Source organism: Mycobacterium paragordonae, from assembly GCF_003614435.1.
GTDB lineage: Bacteria > Actinomycetota > Actinomycetes > Mycobacteriales > Mycobacteriaceae > Mycobacterium > Mycobacterium paragordonae.
The window spans coordinates 614,345-631,680 of the sequence record NZ_CP025546.1; the positions used below are offsets into that span (position 1 = coordinate 614,345).

The window sequence follows — 17,336 nt, forward strand, 5'->3', positions numbered from 1 at the left end:
CAATGACCTCGCCGCTCTGGATGGCCTCTCCGCCGGAGGTTCATTCAGCGCTACTCAGTACCGGTCCCGGTCTTGGCCCGCTACAGGCCGCCGCGCGGACCTGGGCTCAGTTGAGTACCGAGTATCAGTCGGCAGCCACGGAACTGGCAGCGGTGCTAGCCGGGTCTACCCAAGTGTGGCAGGGGCCAACGGCGGCGCGGTATGCCACTGCACATGAACCCTACCTGCAGTGGCTGACACTGGCCGGCGCCGTCAGCGCCGCACGGTCGGCCCGGCAGGAAGCGGCGGCAGCGGCGTACGCCACCGCAGTAGCGGCGATGCCGACGCTGGCCGAACTGGCCGCCAACCATGCCGTGCACGGAGCGTTGGTTGCGACGAATTTCTTCGGCCTCAACACAATCCCGATCGCAGTGAACGAAGCCGACTACGCGCGGATGTGGATCCAAGCCGCTACCACGATGAGCACCTACCAAGCGACGACGGAAGCGGTCAATGCGGCTGCCGCGACCGGCGGTGGCGGCGGTGGCGGCGGCGGCGGCGGGGGAGGCGGGGGCGCTGGCAACGGATTTCAGTTGCCGACACCGGCGGAGATCTGGGCGATGATCTTCGGCGCCGACGGTGCTCGCATCGCCGGTCAGGGGCAACCCAACTGGACGCCGATGCAGTTCATACAGAACCTGCCCAACTTCATTGGCGGCAATCAGCAGGCTCTGGCTTACCTGCAGACGAATATCCCGCAATTACTGACGAATCCGGCCAATCTTCCGGCCCTCGTCAGCTACTTCCTTGCGTGGCAGACCTACCGCGTCGTCAATTGGACGTTACGGACGTTGCGCTTCCTCGTGCAGATGGCGCCTCTCCTGTTGCCCGCCTTCCTCGACCTGGCTTCGGTGAATCTGGGTGGCTTGTCCGGTTTGGCCGCCTTGGCGGCGCAGCCGATGGTGCCGCTCGCGCCGTCCCCGCCCGTCGTGGTCGCTACCCCGGCTGAACTGCCTTCGCCGGCGATGCTGTTGGCGGCGCCTGCCTTCGGGCCTACCACCAGCGCCATCTCCGTGTCCGCCGCGCCGCAGGCTGCACCGGTTTCCGCCGCTCCCGCGAATCCGCCTGCGCCGGCCGCCGGTGCTGAAGGCTTTTCGTACCTGATCGGCGGACCCGGTCCGGGTACCGGCTGGGGGATGCGGGCCCGCATTGCCGCCCCGGACACCACCCCCGATGCCGCGGTTGCTCCCGCGGCTGCGACCGTGGGAAAACTCAACCGCGGGCGCGCCGCTCGACGCCTGCGCAACAGCCTCGGCCGAGGTTACCGCTACGAATTTCTCGACCCGAGCGAAGATGTCGACTCGGGCACTGCGAGTGAGACTGAATGCGCGCCGTCTGAAAAGGGCGCCGGTCCAATTGGATTCGTCGGGACGGCACTCAGCGCCCCCCGGCAACCGGCCGGGCTTGTCGCCTTGGCCGGTGATGAATTCGGCGGCGGCCCAGGCGCGCCAATGCTGCCAAAAACGTGGTCGTTCGACGAGTGAATACGTGAGGGGTGTAGGTGAACTTTTCGGTGTTCGCGCCGGAGATCAACTCGGCGCTGATGTACTCCGGAGCCGGTTCCGGACCGATGGCGTCAGCTGCTTCGGCTTGGGATGGCCTCGCCGGCGAGCTGGATCGTGCGGCGACCGCATTCCGGTCGATCACCGGGGCATTGGTCGGCCAGGCCTGGCAGGGTGCGGCAGCGACGGCGATGGCAGGTGCGGCGGCACCGTACGCCGCCTGGTTGAGTGCCGCAGCGGCTCGCGCCGATGGCGCGGCCACTCAGGCTCGCGGGGTGGTCGCGGCATTCGAGACCGCTTACGCGGCGACGATTCATCCGGTGGAGATCGCGGCCAACCGGAATGCCTTCGTGCAGTTGGTCCGATCCAATTGGCTGGGTCTCAACGCCCCGGCCATCGCCGCCGCCGAGAGTGTGTACGAACAAATGTGGGCCCAGGATGTCGCCGCGATGGTCGGCTATCACAGCGGAGTGTCTGCGGTGGCTGCGCAGCTTTCGGCTTGGCAGCGTCTGCCTGTGGCGGCGGCTCAGGCGATCGCCGCAGATGCCGGCGTGAGCCTGAACGTCGGCGGCGGCAATCGCGGCAACCTGAACCTGGGTGGCGGGAACCGCGGTGACGGCAACACGGGAATAGGCAACACGGGGAATGGGAATCTTGGATCCGGAAATCACGGCGACGCCAATCTGGGGAGCGGCAACACCGGCAGCAACAACGTCGGCTCGGGCAACACCGGTAGCGCGAATATCGGTATGGGCAATACCGGCAACGGCAGCGTCGGCTCGGGAAACACCGGCAGCGGCAACGCCGGATCGGGCAACGTCGGCAGCGGCAATTTCGGAAGCGGGAACCGTGGCGACTCCAACATCGGCTCGGGGAATACCGGCAACGGGAACTTCGGCAATGGCAATCACGGCAGTGGCAACATCGGCAGTGGCAACTCGGGCATTGGCGGCGCCGCAGGCAACGGCAACATCGGCTTCGGAAACACAGGAAGCTTCAACTTCGGATTCGGCAACACCGGCAACAACAACATCGGCATCGGGCTCACCGGTGACAATCAGGTCGGTATCGGCAGCCTGAACTCCGGCACCGGCAATATCGGGTTGTTCAACTCCGGCAGCAACAACATCGGCTTCTTCAACTCGGGCAGCGGAAACATCGGGTTCAGCAACTCCGGCAGCAACAATTTCGGCTTCGCCAACTCCGGTGACATCAACACCGGCTTCTGCAACGCCGGCGATGCCAACACCGGCTTTGCGAACTCCAGCCCGCTGAATTTCGGCATGTTCAACTCTGGCGGAGGTAGCAACGCCGGGAGTTTCAACTCGGGCGTCGGGCGTAACGTCGGCGACTTCAATTCCGGGGGCGGCCAGAATGTGGGTCAATTCAACTCCGGCACCGGACTGAACTTCGGCAGCTTCAATTCAGGAGCCGGCTTCGGTGGCAACTCCGGCTTCTTTAATTCCGGCAACGTCAACACCGGCTTCGGAAATGCGGGCGACACCAACACCGGCGGGTTCAATTCCGGCAACGTCAACACCGGCTTCGCCAGCGCGGCCAACGTCAACGCGCCCAACTCGGGCTACGGCAACAGCGGCACTGGGGCGTCAGGCTTCTTCAACGCCAGCAACGGCGGTCACACATCCGGCGCTTACAACAACGTCAGCGCCGGCGGTGGCGGCGGTGGCGGTGGTGGCGGTGGCGGCGGTGGCGGCGGTGGCGGCGGGACCACCGCCGGTCTCTACAACACCAGCGGCAAGGCCGGCAACGTGGGCATCGCCAACACCGGCCTGCAAAATGTCGGCTTCCTGAATTACGGCTTCCAGAACACCGGCTTCGGGAACTCCGGTGGCAACTCAACAGGTGACGGCAGCAGCGTGGGTATCAACAACACCGGGCTAAAGAGTTCAGGCATCGCTAACCAGGGCGACTTCAGTTCGGGAGGCTTCAAGAACACCAGCGGCCGGCCGGGCTTCTTCCTCTGATCGTCTGAACCAGCTCATCGCACTCGCGGTGGCTCGCCACTGCGGCGTCACACCTGATCAACGCATGATATTTAGGCCGTACGCCCGGCGACGCGCTCTTCAGTGTCGGTATGCCCGGGACGCCGGCTGAAATGTCGAGCGACAACATATTCAGCATTGGCCTCTGTTCACCAGGGTGAATGACCACACTTCTGCCGCCTTCGGCATTTACCGTCGCGACGATCTTGGCCATCAGACTTTCGATTTCTGGCTCGAGGGCAACGCGTTTTTGAATTCTCTGAATATTCAGTGGTCGCCTTGGACGACGGGTAACCTCGCAGCTGCTCGGTCCATGATCGCGCCTGTCAGGAGGAGATTGTGGCGTATGTCGTTGCGACGCCCGACTTCCTGACTGCTGCCGCCGGGGATCTGGCCGCTCTGGGTTCCACAGTCACCGCGGCGGGGGCTGTGGCCGCGCACTCCACCACGTCGCTGCTGGCCGCCGCCGAAGACGAGGTGTCCACAGCCGTGGCGACGTTGTTCAGCGCGTTCGGCCGCGAATATCAGGCGGTGGCCAGGCAGACATCGCAGTACCAGGAGGGGCTGGCGCTCCGCCTGGCGACAACCGCGAATGCCTACCAGGCAACCGAACTCGCCAACGCCGAACAAGCTATGCCCAACCCTGCGGCGGCAACCAGAATTTCCGTCCCCGGAGCCGGGCCGCTGTACCTCCCCAATTTCCTCACTCGACTTCCGTACCTGGGGCAGTTGTTCTACGCGGACAGCATCCCCGGCTCGAGCTCGGTGTCGATCCTGCAGGGATATGACCTGATCAACCACGCCATCGGTCAGAACTGGTTTCCTGGCAGCCTCGCACAGGTCGTCAACTACCCGGCGAGCATGGGCATCCTGAGTGGCAGTCTGGCGGCTCCCGACGTCAACGACGCCGTCGCCTTCGGGGTGCGTGCACTCAACGACCAGATCGTCAACGCGGTCGTCAACGGCAACGGCTCCCCGGTGCACATCGCCGCTCTATCGGAGGGAACCCTCGTCGTCAACCGTGAGTTGGCCTACCTGGCGACCAATCCGGCTGCCGCGCCGCCGCCCGGCGCCCTGCAGTTCGCGCTGTTCGGCAGCCCGGAGCTGGGTGTGATGCGGACGTATCTGCCCGACGGGTTCACGTTGCCGATAGTGAACTACACGGTGCAGGGACTGCCCAACACCCAATACGACGTCAGCGTGGTTTTCGCCCAGTACGACGGCTGGGCCAACCCGCCGGATCGACCCTGGAACATTCCCGCAGTCGTGAACTCGCTGTTCGCGACTGCCTATCTCCACAACACGTCGTCATTGGCATCGATGTCGAAGGTGGTCGAGTTGTCCAGCGTCGGCACCTCGCTGGGCGGGACGATCACCACGTACATGATCCCGTCGCCGACCCTGCCGATGCTGATGCCGCTGCAGCAATTAGGTGTGCCGCAGCCAATCGTCAACAATCTCAATACTTTTCTGCAACCGCTGGTGAACAGCGGCTATTCGTCTCTGGCGCCCAACGCCGGCCCGTACTTCGCGCACGGATCACTGGTCCTGGGCTGGTAGCCGCCCGGGTAGCGACATCGCCGGCACGTAACTCCCGATCAATGTCCGATGCCACCAGGCGTGGTCGCGTCGCAGTTCGGCCGGTGTGGTGTACCGATACTTGTAGAGCTGTGCGCGCACGTAGCGCGGTGGCGAATCCGGGAAAGGATTCCGGCGCAACAACTTCAGAGTCGCAGGATCATTGCGCAGCAGTCGGTGCAGGAACGGCGTCATCCAGGCCAGCGCGTAGCCCGGCGAGATGGCGGCGAACCACATCAACCAGTCAAGCCGCAGATGGTAAGGCGCGAACTGGCGCGGCAGCCGCCGCAACGCGGTGGGCTTGCCCTTGAATTCGTATTCCTGCCACACCGTCTCGTCACCGATCGTCGCATCGGCCGTGCCCTCGATCACCACCTCCTGTCGAATGCGGCTTATGCTGCCGAACGCACCGTAGGTGTTGCACAGGTGAAAGGCGTTGAAGGAAGCGTTCATTCGTTGTCCGGGCGAGAGCATGTTGCGCGCCGGCCAATAGCTCAGCCCCAGCATCAGCGCCCCGACGACGATCACCGAGACGGCGAACCACAACGGGGGATCCGGCACGGCCGGCCTGTGCACACGCACCAACACGGCCACCGAAGCCTCGTCGACCGCGCCGAATGCCAGAAAGATCGTCAGCCAGTTCAGCCAGGCGAAGTTTCCCGAAGCCACCAGCCACAACTGGGTGACGACGATCACGGCGGCCGCGATACTGGCGACGGGTTGTGGAGCGAACAACCCGAACGGCACCACCAACTGCGCAAAGTGGTTGCCCGCCACTTCAATTCGGTGTAATGGCCGAGGCAGGTGGTGAAAGAACCAGCTCAACGGACCGGGCATCGGCTGGGTTTCATGGTGATAGTCCAGACAACTCAGATCGCGCCAGCAGGAATCGCCGCGCATCTTTATCAGCCCCGCGCCGAACTCGACGCGAAACAACAGCCAGCGCACCAACCACAACGTCAGCACGGGCGGCGCCACCTGCCCGTTGCCCAGGAAGATCATCAGGAATCCGGTCTCCAGCAGCAGGGACTCCCAGCCGAAGCCGTACCACGTCTGCCCAACGTTGACGATCGACAGGTACAGCACCCAGAGCGTCGCCCACATCAACACAGAAGCCCACAACGGCACCAGATCCAGGCCGCCGACCATCGCGGCCGACAAGGCCGCGCCGAACCACGCCACCGCGGCGAACAACCGGTCGGAATAGCGCAGCTGAAAGATGCTCGGAGCCCGCCAGAATGACCGCTTCGCCAGATATCCCGGCACTGGCAGCATCCCGCGCTCCCCGATCAGCGGCCGGAACTGCCGCGCCGCCGCCACGAACGCAACGAGGTAGATCGCCGCGACGCCGCGCTCCAGCACCCGTGCGCCCAACCAATATTCAGGTGCCGAAAACCAATTCATGGCCCACAACTCCTCTGGGTATCCAGTCAACCAGGCCGAAAACCCGCGGCCAACTACGAGTTGGCGCCCTTCGCCCGTCCCACCACCGATGTAGCCACCGCGGCCAGCGAAATCAACGCCAGCAGTTGCACACTCGCGGAATGTCCGGCGTAGCCGTCGACCGAGCGCCACGGATGACGTGACAACGCCGCCCCGGCCAACACGATGCCGCCCGCGCTGAGCCCCACGGTCAGCCCGTCGCGCCACCGAGGGGGCGCCAGGTATCGCACGCCCAGCAGAGCCCCGACCACCAGAACGCCGACGACGCCGGCGATCAGACCGCCCGCTCCCAGCACCGCCACCCCGGCCCAAACCCCGGTCGGCCACGGAACCGCGGCCGCGTCATCATCAGAACCGTTGCGGCGCCGCCAAAATGCCAGCAGCGCCAGCAGCGGCAACAGGCTCAGGCCCAGTCCCAGACCGGCCCGGTACACCGTGTTGGCGGCGAAGGTCAGCGTGATGGTGCCGGCGTCACCCGCGGGCACCAACCACGCCTGCTGCCAACCGTTGACCGCCACCGGTGTCAGGCGTGCGCCTCTACTGTCACGGGCCACCCACCCCGGGTTGATGCTCTCCGGTATCACCAGCACCCGTGAGTTCGCCGACGCGGGCGCTCGCACCTCCCGACGTGCTGGTCCCCAGGCACCGGTATCGGCGGAAACCACAGGTGCACAAGGTGATTCGGGTGTGGCCGACAGCTGCGCGCCGTCCACCACGAATGCCGCACCCGGACTGATCAACAGCTCCTGCCGGCCGGCCGGCAGCTCGATCGGACCGGGTTCGCACGGTTGCGCCGCGACGGGCTCGTCGTCCAGCAAGGCGCCGGCGGTGGTCCGGATCGAGGTATGCAGGAACCGGCCGGCCACGGCGATGACCGGCCCGTGCTCACAGTCGACGAAAACTTCCCGGGTGCGCGCGGCCTCAGCGCCGCCACCGGCCGCGATCGGGTTGCCGTCGGCGCCGAGCGCTGCCACCTCGGCCAGCCCCGGCGGCTTGAGCTGGTCGAATCCGAGCGCGTTACGGTCGATGATGTCCTGCCAATCGAGCAGGCTCACCGTGACGGTGTCGGTCACCCTCGGGTGCAGCGTGAGCGTCTGCGCATCGCGGCTCGGGTCCACGGCCTGCACCTGCGGTCCGTCGCCCAGGTCGACAGCCAGCATGGTCGGATGGGCTGGGAGTGTGGTCCGGCTGGGCGCCACCCGCAACCCGGTCACCTCGGTGGCCCGCGGCAGCTTCAGCGTCAGCGTCGGCGGGGTCTTGAACTGCACCACCCGCTGCGGCGCGGTCCACGCCGTGGCCGGATCGCCGTCGGTGGCCGCATACGCCGAGCCGAGCACCTCGACCAGGTCGGAATCACCATAAGCCCGAGTGGTATTCGGCTCAGCGACCAGATCCGCCAGTTTAGGTCCCTGACGCGGGCGCACCCACACGGTCGGAGTCACCGACACCGGGCTGGGCACCGTCAGGGTACGGCTCAGGTTGACGGGCTCCTCGGGAGCCAGGGCCATCGACGCGGCGCACCGCACGCTGACCGGCCCCGGCGCGCATCCCGGGCGGCCCAGCAATTCAGCGCCCAGGTCCCAGCCCGCGATCGTGGCGCCGGATGGCGGGCCCGGCACCAGGACGGTGTGCCGCAACTGCACCGGATGGGCGAAGCCCGACGCGTCGTACTGGGTGACCGTCAGATCGGTGATCCCGAACTGCACCCCGGCCGATCCGTCGTCGGTGCCGGCCGCCGTGACCCGCACCCACGGCGTCTCGCCGACGGGCAGCGCGGCGCTCAACGGCTTTCCGGACTCGTCGAACCGCAAGGTGGTGCTGCCGTTGGCGGTTTCGACCAGGATGCGGCGCACCTGCGCGCCGACGGCCGACGCGCTCGGTGTCAGGGTGAGGACCGCGTTGGTCACCGGATGGTCGAAATCCACCTGCAGCCACTGCCCGACGGCGGCCTGCAGGGCGTTGGACACCCAGGACGTCGCCGGATCGCCGTCCACGGCGGCGGCGGGCGAGGTCGCCGCGGCGACATCGGGTAGGGCGGTGGCATCCGACGACGAACTCGACACCGTGATGCGGCCACCGGTCCAGCTTCCGTAGACGGTGTCGGCGCCGGGTACGGGGTAATCGGGCACCCGGTTGTAGGTGTGCCGGGCGTCCCCGGGCGCCCGAATCGCCGACGAATGCAGGTCGACGCGGCCGTAGTCGGTTTCGCGGGCGAGCGGGGTATCGGTGACGGTGACTTCCGGCGTCGCTAGCCCGGCGGCCCGGGCGTCTGCGGTAAGCAACACCGGGCCCAGCGGCGGCTGACCCAGCAACCGTCGCCGTTCGTCCAGTCGCAGCAACACTTCGGGTCCACCGTCGACGCGGGGCAGCCGCGCAACGTCGGCGAAGTACGGCGCGCCCGGATGGCCCCCCGCACCGACCCGATAGATCTGAACGGCCGGGTACCGCGGCCGCAACCCGCTGTCACTGACGAAGCCGGCCAGCACTCCGGGGCCGACCGGCGCACCGAACTCGGCCACTTTCGTCAACCCCGGCGACCCCGAGATGGCGCGGTGCACCAGTATCGGCCGGGCCGACCGCGACGACTCGGGGTCCAGGTCGTTGCGCACCGCCACGTACGAAATACCTTGTCGGGCAAGGGTATCGGCCAAGCCGGCGGATGGCCGTCCGGCCGCGAACAGACGTTGCACCGAATCGATAGCCCGAATGGTCTGCGGCGGTGTCAGCGGGATCGAGTCGCGCACCCCCCACGCGCTGCTGCCGAGCACCTGCAGCGGCTCGTCGTGACTCGTTCCCCACACCTGGGTGGCAAAGGGCGCGCCCGGCACCACCAGCACCCGCCCGTCCTGGTGAGCGGTGAGCCAGTCGGCCGCTTCATGCCAGTAGTCCGGCAGCGCGCTGAACGTGCCCGGCGGGGCCAGGCGTGCGGACCACGCCAGTGACGTGCTCACCAGCAGTCCTACGAGCGCGACGATCCCGACCGCCACCCGGCGGTCCCGCTCCGGGTGGGCGAACGCGGCCAGCCACGCCGCTTTCGGAGCGCTGCCCGGCAACGGGATGCGGCCCAGCAGGTGCGCGAACCCGAGGACCAGCGGGATGCGGACGACGGGCCCGAGCTTGTGCACATTGCGCAGCGGAGTGCCGCCGGCATCCAGGAAGGCCTGCACCTGGTGGGCGACCGGCGATCCCAGCCCGCCGCTGTAACCGACGGCCAGCAGCACCACGCCGACCAGCAGCATGGTCACCAGCCGGCCCCGGGCCGGCATCGCGGCAGCGGCCAGCCCGGCCAACCCGGCCCCGGCGACCAAACAGGTGCCCAGGATGGCGACCGGCCCGGTGACCAGGGGAGCGCCCGCCGTGGCCGTGGGCGCCACGAACGGAGTCCAGCTGTCGGTACCGCGCAACAGCTCCACCAGCGACGACCACTGCGTAGTCACCCCGGAGGATTCGATGAAGTCCAGAAACGGCGGGCTGACGTTGCGCAACTGGCTCAGTGCCACCACCCACCACAACACCGCCGGAACCAGCGCCACGACCAGCCACCCGGCGTAGCGCCACCAGCGCCGATTCGGCCGGTGCGCGGCCAGCCAGATCGCCGCCGGAAGGCAACCGGCCAGCGTCGCGATCGCATTGACCGCGCCCATCAGCGCAACCGCGATCCCCGCCTGGCCGGCCAGCACCCGCGCCGAGCGCCCCGGGCCACCGCGCTCGGCCTTGTTTCCCAGAGCGAGAATCGTCGGCAGCAGCACCCAGGGCGCGAGCATCATCGGCAGCGTTTCCGAGGAGATCGATCCCAGCGTGGTCAGCACCCGCGGTGACAGTGCGAACGCGACGGCGCCGAGCATCCGGGACGCCGGGCTGCCGATGCCCAGCGCCTCGGCGACCCGCAGCATCCCCCAGAACCCCACCGTCAGCAGCAGCGCCCACCACAGCCGCTGGGTGACCCAGCCGGGCACGCCCAGCGCATGTCCGATCAGGAAGAAGGTGCCGTGCGGAAACAGGTAGCCGTAGGCCTGGTTCTGCGACTGGCCGAACGGCAGCTCGCTGTTCCACAGGTTGGTGGCGCGGGTCAGGAAGCGCAGCGGGTTGGCGGTGAGGTCGAGTTTGGTGTCGGGGGAGACCTGGCCGGGTGACTGGAGGAAGGACAGCAGCAGCGATACGGCTCCGACCAACAGCAGCCAGCGACGCGAAAGGGCCGGAAACTCGACCTTCGGCTGGCTAGCTACGGTTTCCGTACTCGACCCGGTTGAGCACCGACGACCCCGGATCGCCCCCGGGCAGTGGCGGCTTGGTGTCCTGCTGGACCATCAAGGTGACGCCGAAGATCGCCGCCGCGCCGAGCAACAGGCCGACTACCACACTGGCGGCGGCGGGCGCGACGATCCGGTTCATGTCACCGAACCTAGCAGACTGACGCAGGGCAGCAGTGCTTACCCGCCACGCGTGCACCCGCCCCAGAACCGGGCCTCAAAGTGCTCGTGACAGCATGTCCGGATGGCTTTTCCGCGCACCCTGGCCGTCCTTGCCGCCGCATCGATGCTGGTCGTCGCCTGCCACGGCGGGACCAAGCCCGGGAAGTCGTCAGCCCCGAGCAGCCCGAGCTCGTCGAGCACCAGTTCCACCCCGGCCGCGGCACCGGGCCCGCGGGTGTGCGCCGACCCGCCCGACGTCCCCGGCAAGATGCCCAACCTGCGTGACAAGCTGGCCCAGCTGCTGATGGTCGGGGTGCGCGACGCCGCCGACGCCAGGGCCGTGGTCACCGAGTCCCATGTCGGGGGCATCCTGATCGGCAGCGACACCGACCTGTCCATGCTCCCGGGACCGCTGGGCGAGATCGCCAACGCGGCCGGTCCGCTGCCGCTCGCCGTCGGCGTCGACGAGGAGGGCGGCCGGGTGTCGCGGTTGCGGACCCTGCTGGACGGCAGGGGCCCGACAGCCAAGGAGATGGGGCAGACGATGACGCCCGCCCAGGTTCACGATCTGGTGCTGACCCGCGGCCGCAAGATGAAAGAACTGGGCATCACCGTCGACTTCGCCCCGGTGGTCGACGTGACCGACGAGCCCGACGACAGCGTGATCGGCGACCGCTCGTTCGGTGCGGATCCCGCGAAAGTCACCGAGTACGCCGGCGCCTACGCGCAGGGCCTGCGCGACGCGAAGCTGCTGCCGGTGCTCAAGCACTTCCCCGGGCACGGCCACGGCTCCGGCGATTCGCACACCGGCGGCGTCACCACGCCACCGCTGTCCGAGCTCATCGCCAACGACCTGGTGCCGTATCGGACCCTGCTCAATGCCATCCCGGTTGCGGTGATGGTCGGGCACATGCAGGTCCCCGGGTTGACCGGCAGTGATCCGGCCAGCCTCAGCAAAGCCGCCCTCGATCTGCTGCGGACCGGCACCGGCTACGGCGGGCCGCCGTTCAACGGTCCGGTCTTCAGCGACGACGTGTCCAGCATGGCCGCCATCTCCGACCGGTTCGGCGTGACCGAGGCCGTGCTGAAAACGTTGCAGGCCGGCACCGACATCGCACTGTGGGTCACCACCAAGGAAGTGCCCGCCGTGCTGGACCGGCTGGAACAGGCCGTCAACGCCGGCGATCTGCCGGTTCAGCAGGTGGACGCCTCACTGGTGCGGGTCGCGGCGATGAAGGGTGTCACCGCGACGTGTGGCCGCTAGCCGAATTGCTTACCCTTGATTCGGACAGATAGGGGTTAGCGATGGCAGGTGGTACCAAGCGGTTACCGCGTGCTGTCCGCGAGCAACAAATGCTCGACGCCGCAGTGCAGATGTTCTCGGTCAACGGCTATCACGAAACCTCGATGGACACCATCGCCGCCGCGGCCGAGATCTCCAAGCCGATGCTCTACCTGTATTACGGATCCAAGGAAGACCTGTTCGGCGCCTGCCTGAACCGGGAGATGAGCCGGTTCATCGACGGCGTGCGCGCCGACATCGACTTCACGCAGAGCCCAAAAGATCTGTTGCGCAACACCATTGTGGCGTTCCTGCGTTATATCGACGAGAACCGCGCGTCCTGGATCGTGATGTACACCCAGGCCACCAGCTCCCAGGCGTTCGCCCATACCGTGCGCGAGGGCCGGGAACAGATCATCGAACTGGTGGCCGGGCTGGTGCGGGCCGGCACCCGCAGCCCGCGGTCCGATGCCGAAATCGAGATCATGGCGGTGGCTTTGGTGGGCGCCGGCGAAGCGGTGGCCAGCCGGCTCAGCACCGGTGACATCGACGTCGACGCGGCCGCCGAGATGATGATCGACCTGTTCTGGGCGGGTCTGCGGGGGGCGCCGGCCGACCGGGATGTCGGCCCGAACACCGCGACCGGTTAATCGAACGACGAACGGTCGATGGGGAAGTCGAAGTAGGTATCCGGGTAGGGCTCCGGTTGAAAGGTGTAGTGCCACCATTCGTCGGCGTAGTTGACGAAGCCCTGGGCCTGCAGAACGTCCTTGAGCAGCAATCGATTCGACAGTTGCTCGCCCTGGACGTCCAGGGTGTGGGCGACCGGATCGAAACAGTCGAAGCCCGAGCCCATATCGATGGAATCGTCGGGAAACCGCTGCGGAGCCGGGGCCGTGCAATCCACCAGCGGCTGGTCCGGGATGTATCGCGGAGCGGGTGCGGCCGGCAGTCGCACCACCGTCAAATCGACCGTGCTGCCACGACTGTGCCCGGAGCGTGCGGCGATGTATCCGTCGCGGAACAACACCGACTTGTCCACGCGCGGATAGAACTCGGCCCTCATCCGCTGATCCGCCACATCGCTTGCCCAGCTGACGAATTCGTCGACGGCGCGCTGTGGGCGGTAGCAGTCGTACACCTTCAGCGTGTAGCCGCGGGGTTTGAGCTGCTGCTGGGCTCGCCGTAGCCCCTCGGCCGCCGCGCGGGTGAGGATGCACAGCGGAGCCTGGTATCCGTCGACCGGGTCGCCGGTGAAGTTGTGCGGCGTGTAGTAGCGGATGTCCGCCTCGATACTCGGGTCGAGGTCCTGCAGCACCACGAAGTCGGCGGGCGCGACGGGGTCGGCCCGGGCAACCGGCGCGCCGCAGCAGACCGCCACCAGCACGACTGCCGCCAGCACGATGCCGGCAACCGGCCTGGCAAACATGGGTCATCATTGACCGCCGGCAACTCGGTGCGCAACCGCGTCGGTGTCCGTATTGTCGGCAGGCGTGCCCCGAAAGCCCGGCGCCGACGAGTTCTATGCCTTCTTCTGTGCTGTCGTCATCGTCGGGCTTTTAGCCGGGCTCGCCGGGCTGGCCACCACGGTGGTGCTCCGGTCGGTCGAACACCTCACGTACCACTACACATTCGGCTCGCTGCTCGACGGGATCACCGGCAGCAGTCCGGTACGACGGGCCCTGGGCCCGATGGTGGGCGCGGCAGTGGCCGGCTCGGGCTGGTGGATCCTGCGGAGGCGTGCCGACGTCCCGCCGCTGGCCGGCACCATCGCCCGGCACGAACGGGTACCGCGGCTGACGTGGAGCATCGACGCCGTGCTCCAGGTGGTGCTGGTCGGCTCCGGCGCCTCGCTGGGCCGCGAAGGCGCGCCACGCCAATTCGCGTCAGTGCTGGGCGATTTCGGCACGGCGTGGCTGAAGCGGCTGTCCCCGGGCGACCGGGAGATCCTGCTGGCCTGCGCCGCCGGCGCCGGGCTCGGCGCGGTGTACGCGGTACCGATGGCGGGTGCGCTCTTCACGTTGCGCATCCTCCTGAATACCTGGCGGTTGCGCGCGGTGGGCGCGGCGCTGATCACGTCGAGCCTGGCCGTCGCGGTCGGCTCGGCGGTCACCCACGACCACAACGAATTGCATTGGCGCGGCGCGGAATCGGCCTATCTGTTGAGCGCGCACGGGCTGGCGCTGGCACCGGTGGCCTTCGCGGTGGGGTGGGTCTTCAACAAGATCATCGCCGCGGCCCGTCCGGCCACACTGATCCGGTCCTGGGTGCTGATTCCCGCGCTTGCCGGCGCGGGGCTGCTGACCGGCGTCTGTTCGCACTGGTGGCCCGAGCTGCCCGGCAACGGAAAGAGCGTGCTCACCGTCAGTCTGGCCTCCGGTATGACACTGACCTCGGCCGCCGTGATCTTGGCGTTGAAGCCGGTGCTGACGGCGCTGTTCCTGCGCGCCGGCGGAGCCGGTGGCCTGCTCACGCCGTCGTTGGCCACCGGCGCGGCCGCGGGCACACTGCTGGTGCTGACGCTCAATCAGTTCGCCGGAACGCACTTGCACGGGCCGGTCATCTCCCTGGGTGCTGCGGCCGGCGTGCTGGCGGTGACCCAGGGTTCACCGATCTGGGCAGCGATCTTCGTCTGGGAACTGGCGCGGCCACCGATCTGGATGCTGCTGGTGTTCGCCGTCACCGCGGTCGGGGCGCACACGCTCGACAGACTGGTGGTCCGCCGTCAGCGCCTGCGCCTGGAAGACCGAGCGGGTTAGAGGGGCTGCACCGTTCCCGTCAGGTGCGGGTAGCCCTTGGCGATGTGCCGCAGCGACAACTCCCAGCCGTCTTGCCCATCGACTTTGCGCTCGTCGATGTAGAGCCCCGCGGTCGCCGGCAACAGCACCGGCTTGCCGAACCGCACCGAGTACCGCACGGCATCCGGAAAACGTGCCTCGATGTTCGCTAAAACCGCTGCGGCACTGTACATTCCGTGCGCGATGACGGTGGGGAAACCGAACAGCTTGGCGGCCACCGAGTTGGTGTGGATCGGGTTGTGGTCGCCGCCCACCGCGGCGTAGCGGCGGATCTGCGACGGGGTGATCCGCAGCACCGCCGAGGGCGGCGGCAGCTTGGGCTGCTTCTGCGGCGGCGGCTTGGGCTCGTCGGACAGGCTGGTGCGTTGCTGGTGCAGGAAGGTGGTCACCTGGTGCCACGCCGGTTCGTTGCCGACGCTGACGTCGGTCACCAGGTCGACCAGCAGACCCTTGCGGTGCTCGCGCAGATTTTCGGCGTGCACCCGCACGCCGACCGTGTCGGTCACCGCGATCGGGCGGTACTGCATGATCTGGTTCTCGGTGTGCACCGAACCCATTGCGGAGAAAGGGAAGTCGAACCCGGTCACCAGCGACATCACCGACGGGAAGGTCAGTGCGAACGGATACGTCAGCGGCACGTTGTTGCCGAAGCGCAACCCGGTGACCGCCGCGTAGGCGGCCACATTCGCGGAGTCGATCGGCAGTTCCTCGACCGTCACCGTCCGGTCGGAGAGTTGATCGGACCGGGACACCACCGGCAGCGAACCGGCCACTGCCCGCAGCATGTTGCGCAGACCACTCGGTTGACTCACCATCAGGCCCCGATCATCGCCTGGCCGCAGACCCGGATCACATTGCCGGTCACGGCATTTGAGGCCGGGCTGGCGAAGTACGCGATGGCCTCGGCGACGTCGACGGGCTGGCCGCCCTGCAGCAGCGAGTTCATCCGGCGGGCCACCTCGCGGGTGGCCAGCGGGATCGCGGCGGTCATCTTGGTTTCGATGAAGCCCGGCGCCACCGCGTTGATCGTGATGTTCTTCTGGGCGAGTTCGGGGGCCAGCGCCTGGGTGATGCCGATCATGCCGGCCTTGGTGGTGCCGTAGTTCGTCTGCCCGCGGTTGCCCGCAATGCCGGCGATCGACGACAGCCCGATCACCCGGCCGCCCTCGCCGAGGGTGCCGTTGGCCACCAGCCCTTCGGTAAGACGCAGTGGGGCAAGCAGATTGACGGCGATGACGGCATCCCAACGGGCGTCATCCATGTTGGCCAGCAGCTTGTCGCGGGTGATGCCGGCGTTGTTCACCAGAATGTCGGCCTTGCCCCCGTGGTGGTCGCGCAGGTGCTCGGAGATCTTGTCCACCGCGTCGTCGCCGGTGACATCCAGCCACAGCGGTGTGCCGCCCACCTTGCTGGCGGTCTCGGCCAGGGCCTCGGCGGCGGACTCCACGTCGATCGCGACCACGCTGGCGCCGTCCCTGGCGAACACTTCGGCGATGGTGGCCCCGATGCCGCGGGCCGCGCCGGTCACGATGGCCACCTTGCCGTCCAGCGGGCGGTCCCAGTCGGCCGGCGGCGCCGAGTCTGCCGCGCCGACGTAGAACACCTGGCCGCCGACGTACGCCGACTTGGCCGACAGGATGAACCGCATCGTGGATTCCAGGCCGGTCGCGGCCGGCTTCGCATCGGGCGCCAGGTACACCAGCGCCGAGGTGCCGCCGCGGCGCAGTTCCTTGCCGACCGAGCGGGTGAAGCCCTCCAGGGCGCGCTGCGCGATCCGCTCGTGCGGGTTGTCGATCGCCTCCGGCGTGGTGCCCACCACGACGACCCGCGCCGAGGGGCCCAGGTTGCGCACGACGGGGGTGAAGAAGTCGTGCAGGGCCTTCAGCCCGGTGGGCTCGGTGATGCCGGTGGCGTCGAACACCAGGCCACCGAACGAGTCGGCCCAGCGCCCGCCCAGGTTGTTGCCCACCAGGTCGTAGTCCTTGTCCAGCGCCGCCCGCAGCGGCTCGACGACCCGGCCCTCTCCGCCGATCAGCAGCGAGCCGGCCAGGGGCGGGTCACCCGCCTTGTACCGGCGCAGCGGCTCGGGCTGGGGGACCCCGAGTTGCTTGGCCAGGAACGATCCCGGGCCGGAATTGACAACCTGGGAGAACAGATCGGGCGAGACCTTCGGTGCCACTGAGCTTGCCTTCCGTGTCAGGGGTGCGAACTTACTTGAGAGTAAGAACAGTGGGTAGTATTGCCTGCGAAGCGCTGATACCCCAAAACTAACCCCCGTA

General features: G+C 67.6%; 12 protein-coding genes. 6 read left to right on the top strand and 6 right to left on the bottom strand.

Annotated elements, in window-relative coordinates; genetic code table 11:
• Positions 1-2: 2 nt before the first annotated feature.
• From C0J29_RS02810 to C0J29_RS02820, 3 genes are all read left to right on the top strand, one after another.
• Entirely contained in the window at positions 3-1,523 is a 1,521-nt protein-coding gene (locus C0J29_RS02810) for a PPE family protein (protein ID WP_370530880.1), read from the top strand.
• 17 nt (positions 1,524-1,540) lie between these two features.
• Positions 1,541-3,526 carry a PPE family protein gene (locus C0J29_RS02815; RefSeq protein ID WP_120791465.1) on the top strand — a complete coding sequence of 662 codons (1,986 nt, stop codon included), beginning with the start codon at positions 1,541-1,543 and terminating at the stop codon, positions 3,524-3,526.
• Positions 3,527-3,883: 357 nt separating this feature from the next.
• Positions 3,884-5,104: a PE-PPE domain-containing protein gene (locus tag C0J29_RS02820; protein WP_120791466.1), complete on the top strand. Its 1,221-nt coding sequence runs from the start codon at positions 3,884-3,886 to the stop codon at positions 5,102-5,104.
• Here the strand turns inward: C0J29_RS02820 and C0J29_RS02825 are convergent.
• Genes C0J29_RS02825 through C0J29_RS02835 form a run of 3 tightly spaced genes read right to left on the bottom strand, consistent with a single transcriptional unit; the run spans position 5,084 to position 10,957 of the window.
• Positions 5,084-6,526 carry a lipase maturation factor family protein gene (locus tag C0J29_RS02825; RefSeq protein ID WP_120791467.1) on the bottom strand — a complete coding sequence of 481 codons (1,443 nt, stop codon included), beginning with the start codon at positions 6,524-6,526 and terminating at the stop codon, positions 5,084-5,086. The two genes, C0J29_RS02820 and C0J29_RS02825, sit on opposite strands and share 21 nt — an antisense overlap.
• 53 nt (positions 6,527-6,579) lie before the next feature.
• The gene (locus C0J29_RS02830; protein ID WP_242460606.1) at positions 6,580-10,743 is read right to left on the bottom strand and encodes a DUF3367 domain-containing protein; all 4,164 of its coding nucleotides are present in this window, start codon (positions 10,741-10,743) and stop codon (positions 6,580-6,582) included.
• 40 nt (positions 10,744-10,783) lie between these two features.
• On the bottom strand, positions 10,784-10,957 hold the full coding sequence (locus C0J29_RS02835; protein ID WP_065042893.1) for a DUF2613 domain-containing protein: 174 nt from the start codon (positions 10,955-10,957) through the stop codon (positions 10,784-10,786).
• A 102-nt stretch (positions 10,958-11,059) separates the two neighbouring features.
• Here C0J29_RS02835 and C0J29_RS02840 point away from each other — a divergent pair, with 102 nt between their 5' ends.
• On the top strand, positions 11,060-12,241 hold the full coding sequence (locus tag C0J29_RS02840; protein WP_120791469.1) for a glycoside hydrolase family 3 N-terminal domain-containing protein: 1,182 nt from the start codon (positions 11,060-11,062) through the stop codon (positions 12,239-12,241).
• Between the two features lie 41 nt (positions 12,242-12,282).
• Positions 12,283-12,909: a TetR/AcrR family transcriptional regulator gene (locus C0J29_RS02845; protein ID WP_120791470.1), complete on the top strand. Its 627-nt coding sequence runs from the start codon at positions 12,283-12,285 to the stop codon at positions 12,907-12,909.
• Here the strand turns inward: C0J29_RS02845 and C0J29_RS02850 are convergent.
• On the bottom strand, positions 12,906-13,688 hold the full coding sequence (locus tag C0J29_RS02850) for a M15 family metallopeptidase (RefSeq protein WP_120791471.1): 783 nt from the start codon (positions 13,686-13,688) through the stop codon (positions 12,906-12,908). The genes C0J29_RS02845 and C0J29_RS02850 overlap by 4 nt on opposite strands.
• A 64-nt stretch (positions 13,689-13,752) precedes the next feature.
• On the opposite strand from C0J29_RS02850, the gene C0J29_RS02855 reads away from it, so the two are divergent.
• Positions 13,753-15,018 carry a chloride channel protein gene (locus C0J29_RS02855; RefSeq protein ID WP_120794513.1) on the top strand — a complete coding sequence of 422 codons (1,266 nt, stop codon included), beginning with the start codon at positions 13,753-13,755 and terminating at the stop codon, positions 15,016-15,018.
• Here C0J29_RS02855 and C0J29_RS02860 read toward each other — a convergent pair.
• Both C0J29_RS02860 and C0J29_RS02865 read right to left on the bottom strand, forming a co-directional pair.
• The gene (locus tag C0J29_RS02860; RefSeq protein ID WP_120794514.1) at positions 15,015-15,869 is read right to left on the bottom strand and encodes a MaoC/PaaZ C-terminal domain-containing protein; all 855 of its coding nucleotides are present in this window, start codon (positions 15,867-15,869) and stop codon (positions 15,015-15,017) included. The two genes, C0J29_RS02855 and C0J29_RS02860, sit on opposite strands and share 4 nt — an antisense overlap.
• 2 nt (positions 15,870-15,871) lie before the next feature.
• On the bottom strand, positions 15,872-17,236 hold the full coding sequence (locus C0J29_RS02865) for a 3-oxoacyl-ACP reductase (RefSeq protein ID WP_120791472.1): 1,365 nt from the start codon (positions 17,234-17,236) through the stop codon (positions 15,872-15,874).
• Between the last annotated feature and the right edge of the window lie 100 nt (positions 17,237-17,336).